This window comes from Streptomyces sp. NPDC002130, from assembly GCF_040296465.1.
Taxonomy (GTDB): Bacteria; Actinomycetota; Actinomycetes; order Streptomycetales; family Streptomycetaceae; genus Streptomyces.
In genome coordinates this window covers 1-8,020 of record NZ_JBEOXI010000314.1, presented here as the reverse complement: position 1 = coordinate 8,020, position 8,020 = coordinate 1, and the positions used below count along the sequence as shown (strand labels likewise).

General features: G+C 69.6%; 5 protein-coding genes and 1 pseudogene. 4 read left to right on the top strand and 2 right to left on the bottom strand.

Annotated elements, in window-relative coordinates; genetic code table 11:
• Together ABT116_RS36485 and ABT116_RS36480 are read right to left on the bottom strand one after the other, a co-directional pair.
• On the bottom strand, positions 1 to 667 hold a 667-nt coding region (locus ABT116_RS36485), incomplete at its 3' end, for a haloacid dehalogenase type II (RefSeq protein ID WP_351643085.1).
• 463 nt (positions 668 to 1,130) lie between these two features.
• Positions 1,131 to 2,348 carry a PucR family transcriptional regulator gene (locus ABT116_RS36480; protein WP_351643081.1) on the bottom strand — a complete coding sequence of 406 codons (1,218 nt, stop codon included), beginning with the start codon at positions 2,346 to 2,348 and terminating at the stop codon, positions 1,131 to 1,133.
• A gap of 791 nt (positions 2,349 to 3,139) precedes the next feature.
• Between ABT116_RS36480 and ABT116_RS36475 the strand changes: the two genes are divergently transcribed.
• The 4 genes and pseudogenes from ABT116_RS36475 to ABT116_RS36460 form a co-directional block, all read left to right on the top strand.
• Entirely contained in the window at positions 3,140 to 6,166 is a 3,027-nt protein-coding gene (locus ABT116_RS36475; RefSeq protein WP_351643078.1) for an aminotransferase class III-fold pyridoxal phosphate-dependent enzyme, read from the top strand.
• Between the two features lie 173 nt (positions 6,167 to 6,339).
• Positions 6,340 to 7,227, top strand: coding sequence for a succinylglutamate desuccinylase/aspartoacylase family protein (locus tag ABT116_RS36470; RefSeq protein ID WP_351643075.1), 888 nt, complete (start codon positions 6,340 to 6,342; stop codon positions 7,225 to 7,227).
• A gap of 93 nt (positions 7,228 to 7,320) precedes the next feature.
• Positions 7,321 to 7,545 carry a hypothetical protein gene (locus ABT116_RS36465; protein WP_351643073.1) on the top strand — a complete coding sequence of 75 codons (225 nt, stop codon included), beginning with the start codon at positions 7,321 to 7,323 and terminating at the stop codon, positions 7,543 to 7,545.
• Positions 7,546 to 7,733: 188 nt separating this feature from the next.
• Positions 7,734 to 7,937: pseudogene (locus tag ABT116_RS36460) on the top strand (alcohol dehydrogenase catalytic domain-containing protein); the annotation flags it as partial.
• Positions 7,938 to 8,020 lie beyond the last annotated feature (83 nt).

The window sequence follows — 8,020 nt, the reverse complement described above, 5'->3', positions numbered from 1 at the left end:
TCGGCAGGCCGGACAGGTCGGGCAGCTCGTCGAAGGGCTGGTAGTCGGCGCTGCCGCGGGCGCCGATGGAGCCGTTGTGGCCGTAGCGGTTGATCCACACGCGGCGAGCGAGGCCGAGGTCGCGGGTGGGGATGAGGTCGTACTCCCAGCCCTGGGCGACGTGAATGACCTGGGCGGGGTCGATGTCCATGGCCTGGAAGGCGTACTCGAAGGTCTGCCGGGACGGCTTGTACGCCTTGGCCTGCTGGGCGGTGATGACATGGTCGAACTCGACGCCCATGTTGGCCAGGTTCTGGGCGATGAGGTCGTCGTCCGTGTTGGAGATGATGGCGATCTCGTACCGGGACTTCAGCGCCCGCAGGGCGGCCGGGACCTCGGGGTGGGGGCCGAAGGTGGGCACGGCCGCGACCAGGGCCTCGCCGTCGGACTGCCGGTACTCCAGGCCGTGCAGACGCATCGCTATCTCCAGGCTGGTGGGCAGCAGTTCGCGGAAGGGGCGGTATGCCTCCAGGACGGCGTGGAACCGCATGATGCGGAAGTCGTCGAGGAACTCGTCGACGTTCAGACGGTCCAGGTCCAGCCGGTCGGCCAGGACCTTCAGGGTGGTGGGGCCGAGCTGGAAGTCGACCAGGGTGCCGTAGGCATCGAAGGTGACGATCTGACGCATGATATTCAACCTCTTTCCAGACATATAGGACATTCCGTTTACCGGGAGTCGCGATCTCGTCGAGTGCGGCCAGGTCGGCCGCATCGGAAGCTCAGGCTGGAGGACGAGCCCCCGGACAGGGCAGGGGACGGCGAATGCTGATCAGGTGGTCGGCGGCAGCATCATTACTGCTCCGATGCGATGAGCCTTTCTCCGGCTCGAGGTGATGCGTCAGTGAAGCACTGCGGAGAATCCGGCAACAAGGGACGTGAGGCCGCGAGATCGGCCGCGTATTTTGTGCCTGTGCACAATTTCCCGTCAGGGAGTCGATGCAGTTCTGCTCGAACCGAATGGTCTCTGAGAGGCACCGCGAGCGGCTCCGGACGCCGCCGGGCAGCAGCGCCGAGCGGCCGACACACTGTGGCTCCAGCTCTCCCGGTCGCGGCCCCGGCCGGTTGCCTCGACCCGTCCGGCGATCGGTGGATCAGGACATCGTCGCCCGGAAGCGGGCGCCCGCGTCCGTCTCCAGCCAAGCCAGGGCGAGGACCAGCCGGGCGGCGTCGTTCGGTCGGGACAGCTTCAGCCCGGTCGCCTCTTCCGCAGCCTGCAGGCGATTGCCCACCGTGTTCCGGTGACGGTAGGTGCGTGCGGCCACCTCGGCGACCGAGCCCAGGTCGAGGTACCAGCGCAGGGTCTCGACGATGCTGTCGCGGTCGCGCAGCTCGAGCAGGGGGCGCAGCACGCCGGTGGCCATCGCACCGGTGAGCTCCTCCTGGGCCGACATGATCGCCCCGGTCCAGTGGCCCTCCACGTGCCGCACCCCGGGCTGCGCGGAACTGCGGATCGCGGCACGTGCGAACCGGATGCCCCGCGCCGTCAGCGCCAGCCCGGGGACTTCCGCGACGCCGCAGCGCCACGGGGCGAACGGCCGGAGCATGGCAAGCATGGCCTCTTCATCGCGCCGTCCGTGACCGATGATGCCGAGGAGCTCGTCACCCATCCATCCGAAGTGACGTACCAGGCCGCCCCGACGCAGCGCATCGTCGACCTGGGACACAGCGGGGTCCCCGGTAGGAACGGATTCGACCACGACCACGGTCAGGGCGACGTTCTCGGAGAAGCCCAGCAGTGTGGAGGCCTCGGCGACGGTCGAGGGATCCTGCTCCCCTTCCAGGACCAGGCGGCTGAAGGCGCGGTTGCGCACCTCCGTACGACGGCTCGCCAGGTCGCGCTCGGTGCGGCGGTAGGCGTCGACGACCTCGACGCTGTTGGCGTCCGTCGCCTCCCAGACGCGGATCAGCCCGTCGAGGAAGTCGGGATCGGCGCTGATGCCACGTGCTCGCCCCTCCGCGAGCACGGCCTCCCACAGGGTCCTGAGGTCCAGCTGGAAGGAGTGCATCAGAGCGGTCAGGGGGAACGCCTGCTCGGCTCGCTCGCGTCCCACGTCCTCGGTGGCGCGCGAGACCGTCCGGGGCACGGGACCGCCGGCCAGCCGGGTCAGGGCGAGTTCGAGGGTTCGTCGCATCCCCTCCCGTTTCTGGACCGGGTCCCAGTCCGCCGACGCGTAGGCGGGCTCCTCGGCTTCCAGTTGTTCGAGAGCACGAGAGGTCAATTCGTCGAGTCGTTCCTCGAGGAGCCTGCGCGCGATCGCCTGCACGGCGTCGTGGCGAGCCCCGCCCTGACGGCGTCCCGGGCCGCTCATGAGGACCGCCTCTCCCTGCGACAGCCGTCACCGGACGGATTTGGGGCCGTCTCCGGGTAATACCGCTGACATGCCGCTGGGGCTCTCTGACAGAGATTGTGCATAGGCACAAAATACGGGGTCGATGTCGCGGCCTCGCGTCCCTTGTTGCCGGATTCTCCGCGGTGTTTCATCTGACGCATCACCTCGGGCTGGAGAGACCTCGTGACATGACCACGCACCTGGAGCAGCTATGGCACTCCCGTTAGGCACCTGATCCCAAGTCCGTCACTTGGGCAGGCGCTGCCGAGGGCGCCGCGTTCCTCGGGTCGGTGTCAGCGGTTCGCCAGGCAGAGCGGAATCGAGATCACCCAGGACTCCCGCAGAGACTACGCCGAGCTCAAGGCGAGGGTCGAGGACCATGAGGACATCAATGGACCCAGCCGAGGCGCTGCACGGGGTGCTCGACGCCGACGTCACCTGGGACGCCATGACAGCCGCCGCGTGAGCTGATGACCGGTCTCGTGAGCGCTCCGCCTTTGAAGTACCAAACGGGGGAGTCCGCCTTGGACCTGTTGGCCGTCGACTTGGCCGAGGTCTGCGCAGCCCGTGAAGCGATCGAGACACAGCCGCGGCAGCCCCGCCCGCCGCCCCCGGGAACCGCAATCGATCGGACCGTCCGGGAGCCGGCTGACAGCGTCGGGCAAAGGTCCGACACGGGTGGCCGCGGGGGACTGGCCACGACCTGAGCGTCGTGGCGCAGGCCCACGGTGAGTGATGAGCGACCTGACGACGAGAGAGAGAACGCACCGATGACCTCAGTGACCACCACCGGCCAGGACGGAACGACCCTCCCCGGTCACACCGGCCAACTGCCGGGCTCGCTCCTCGATCACGTGCTGCGGCAGTCCTTCGGACTCGAGGGATATGTCCAGCACCCCCTGGGAGGGGAGATCGACCAGAACGTCCGGATCACCGGCGACGACGGCATGCGCTACTTCGTACGGGTCACCCGCGCGGAGCCGGACTCGGCCGACGTCCTCTGGCAGAACTCGCTCTTCCAGCATCTGGCCGCCACCGTTCCCGGCCTTCCGGTGCCACGGCTGGTCCCGACACGCGAGGGGAAGTTCCTCGCCGCCGTCGTCCACGAGGGCCGAACGCACGTGGTTCGCGTGATGAGCTGGATCGAGGGCCGGGTCCTGGCGGATCTCGACGACCACCCCGCGGCGCTTCTGCGTCAGCTGGGAGAAGCCGCCGGGCGGCTGAGCCTCGGACTCTCCAGCATGGAGCCACCGGTGGGCTTGGAACCGCACGATTGGGACATGCGCCGGGCCGCTGAGATCGTCGAGGCGTCGCTGCACGCTGTACAGGACGCGGACCGGCGGGAGTCGGTGCGCACGATCATGGGCTGGTACGACGATCTCCTGCCGGCCTGGGACCGACTGCCGCGGAGCGTCGTACACCAGGATCTCAATGACGCCAACGTCCTGGCCGACGCCGACGAGGACGGGGTGCTGCGGATCTCGGGCATCGTCGACCTGGGCGACTCGCTCTACAGTGTGCGCGCGGCGGAGGTGGCGATCGCGGCGGGCTACGCCATGGTCCGCAAGGCCGACCCGCTCGCTGCGGCGGCCGAAGTCGTGGCCGGCTTCCACTCGGTGCTCCCCCTCACAGCCGAGGAACTGGCGGCTGTCTATCCGTTGGCGGCCGCCCGGCTGTGCATGAACGCCGTGACGTGGACGCGCCGGGTCGCCGAGAGCGACACGCCGTACGGGCGTAGCCGCATGCAACACACCTGGCCCGCGATCGCGCAGGTGGCCGAGATTTGCCCCGACGTCGCCGAGGCGACGTTCCGGGTCGCGTGTGGGCTCCCCCCGACGCGGGAGCAGCGGGGTCTGGAAGAGGTCGTGGCAGAGGCGGCCCGAGAGGGCTCCCCGCACGCACCGGCCCCGCAGCTGCTCGACCTGCGACCGGCAAGTGATCTCTACGACGAAATCGACTGGCGCGACGCGAGGGCGGTGCGCGCGAGCATCGACAACATCCTCGACGGACGACGGCGACGGGGCTACGTGCCCCACCTCAGCGCATCGCTGCTCCTGGGGGGCCGGCGCCGCCCGGGAGCCGACGAGCCCGCGACGGTTCAGGTCGGCGGCTCGCTGATCGTGGCCGACGCCGAGGAGGTTGCCAGCCCGCTGTCCGGCGTCGTCGAGGCCCGCGGTGGCGCCGGGATGCCGTTGGTACTGCGACATGCGGTCGAGGGGCTGGAGTTCTGGACGTGCTGGTGGGGACTCGACGACACGCCGCCCGTCGCGGCGACAGTCCCGGCCGGAGGGCCGTTGGGACGCGCCTGCGCGAGCGAGGAGACGGACCCGCTCGGGTCCTGCATCCAGGTACAGGTCCACCGCACCGCGCGGATGGCCACGTGGCCGCCGCCTCGCGTCGTGCCGCCCTCCGCACGGCAGGTGTGGAGCCACCTGTCACCCGACCCCGCCCGGCTCCTCGGGTTCACCGAGTCCGCCGCCGCGGCCCCCACCATCGACGACGTCGTCTCAGTGCGCCGTCGCCACATCGCACGCTCCCAGCGCAACTACTACCGCACCCCGATGAACCTCGTGCGTGGGCGGGACGTGTGGTTCCACGACGAGGACGGCCTGGCCTATCTGGACTCGCTGAACAACGTCACCCACGTCGGCCACGCCGAGTCACGGGTGACGGCCGCCGCCACCCGACAGATGCGCAAGCTCAACACCAACAGCCGTTTCGTCTACCCGCAGATCGCCAGTTACGTGCAGAAGCTGGTAGCCACCCTGCCCGACCCGCTCGAGGTCGTCTTCCTCGTGTGCACGGGCAGCGAGGCGAACGACCTGGCGCTGCGGATCGCCCGCCAGGTGACAGGTCGTCAGCACATCGTCAACATCGACGGCGCGTACCACGGAAACACCGGCGTGGTGACCGGGATCAGCCCGAACCGTTACAAGGGCCCCGGCGGCGCCGGTGCGCCCGCGACCACCCACGAGGTCGTCATCCCGGACCGCTACCGCAGCACCTACGGGTACGACGACGCGTCCGCCGGAGTCAAGTACGCGCGCGACGCCGCGGCTGTCATCGAGCGGATCACGGCCGACGGCCGACCCCCGGCCGCCTTCATCGCCGAGTCCCTGATGGGATCGGGTGGGAACATCGTGTTCCCCGACGGCTACCTCGACGGCGTGTTCACCGCTGCCAGGCGGGCGGGCGCCCTGTGCATCTCCGACGAGGTCCAGGTCGGCGTCGGACGACTCGGGCCCTGGTGGGGGTTCGAGCTCCAGGGGGTGGTCCCGGACATCGTCACGATGGGCAAGCCGCTAGGGAATGGGCATCCCCTCGCGGCGGTGGTCACGACTCGGGAGATCGCCGACGCGTTCGACACGGGCATGAAGTACTTCAACACCTTCGGCGGCAACCCGGTCTCCTGCGCGATCGGCGAGGCCGTGCTCGACATCGTCGAGCAGGATGGGCTGAGGGAGAACGCCGTGAGCGTGGGCGGGTACTTCGCCCAGTCGCTGCGCGAGCTCCAGCAGCGCCAGCCGCTCATCGGTGACGTGCGGGCGGAAGGGCTCTACCTCGGCGTCGAACTGGTCCGCAACCGCACCACCAAGATGCCGGCCACCGAGCAGGCCTTCATGGTCACCGAACTCATGAAGGAGCGAGGCGTCATCGTCTTCCCCAACGGCGTGCACGACAACGTACTGAAGATCAAACCACCCATGACCTTCCGTGGCGAGCACGTGGATCTCTACGTCGACGTGCTGGACGAGGTCCTGTCCCTGCCCGAGCTGCGCTCGGCCGTTCAGTCCTGAGACCTCGCCCCGGAGCGCCGCGCCTCCCAGTCGATCGACTTCATCACCACAAACGGCCGTTCCACGGCCTGAGTCAGAAAGAGAAGACACATGACCCTGACCATCGGCGCGCTGAGGGCGAGCCCGGCCGGAAGACCCGCGGGACCCTGCCCGCCGACCTCGGCCCCACGACGGTGGACGTCCCCCTGATCCTCGTCAACGGCTCCCGTCCCGGCCCGAGGGTCGTGATCACCGGTGGCGTCCACGGCGGCGAGTTCATCCCCGTCGACGCCACCACCCGCCTGGCCGGGCTGCTGGAACCGGACGAGATCGCCGGCCAGCTGGTGATCTGCCCCGTGGCCAACCCCCCGGCCGTCTACGGCGGACGGCTCAACATCTCCCCGCTGGACGGCGTGAACATCAACCGCGTCTTCCCCGGCGACAAGGACGGCGGCCCCACCGACCGCATGGCGGCCTGGCTCTTCGAGCACCTGATCGACGGCGCCGACGCCTACGTGGACCTGCACAGCGGCGGCATCGACCAGCACCTGCTCGACTTCGTCGGCTACCGCCTGACCGGCGACGCCGAGCTCGACGCGAAGAACAAGGCGATGGCCCACGCGGTCGGATACGAGCTGGTCATCTTCGGCACCAGCGCCGACGGCGGCAACAGCCACGCCGCGGCGAACCGGCAGGGCATCCCCGCGATCCTCGTCGAGACCGGCCAACTCGGCGACCGCGACCCCGCCACCGTGCGCAGGCTCCTCGACGCCCTGTACCGGATCCTGCACCACCTCGGTGCCATCGAGGCGCCGCAGCACCTCGCACCGGTGACCGTGCAGCCGCGCGACTGGATCTGGACGGGCGACGTCGAGTCTCCGGCCGCAGGCCTCTGGTACCCGGACGCGGTCACCGGCGACGAGGTCACCGAGGGGCAGACCGTCGGCCGCATCATCGACCCGGCCGACGGCACCGAGCACAAGGTCACAGCCATCGCCACCGGAAAGATCATCTACAACATGAACGGACTCTCCGTCCGCCCCGGCACGCATCTCGCCGCCATCGCCGCCCCGCACCACTGACGGACCGCACGCCCGCCCACTGACCCCATCCCCCTACCCCGCCGCCTCACGGAGAAGCGCGGCGCTCCGGAGTTCGACGCCGAGGACGAGTCGGTGCTGTCCACGCTCGCGGTGGCCGCGGGTGTGGCGATCGATAACGCCCGGTTGTACGAGGAGACGCGACTGCGCGAGCGGTGGCTGGGAGCGAGCTCCGAGGTCACCCGTCGAAGCTCGCCGCGCAGGGTCATGACGCCTGTCGTGTGCTCCGGCGGAGGCGTGGACCTGCCGGGGGTGTCGGGCATGGTCCGAGGAAAGCCTGCCGGAGGGGCCCTGCGGTAGTGCCGATCGGCCCCTGTCCACCCGGGCCGGACGGACTCGCGGCGCCATATCCCTGCCGTACGCCCCCGCAAGACCCCCGGCGGGCCGGTGGCCGGGACCGACCGGCCCAAGCGCGTCCCACCGATCCGCGCCAAGCTGGAACTGCGGAACAAACCGGACACACCACGCGCCAGTCAGGGGGCACCGCCATGAAGGGCTATGTTTTCCACGGCCCCGGACAGTCCGCCTGGGAGGACGTCCCGGACCCGGCTGTCCAGGAGGCGACCGACGCCATCGTGCGCGTCGACGCCGTCACCATCTGCGGAACGGACCTGCACATCCTCAAGGGCGACGTCCCCGAGGTCCGTCCGGGCACCGTGCTGGGGCACGAGGCGGTCGGCCCCGCCCTCGAACCCCTCGTAGAGGTCGCACTGACCGCCCTCGACTGAGGGGCCCTGCGGCTCGGCCTCACGTTCCCCATGCCCCGAATCTGTAA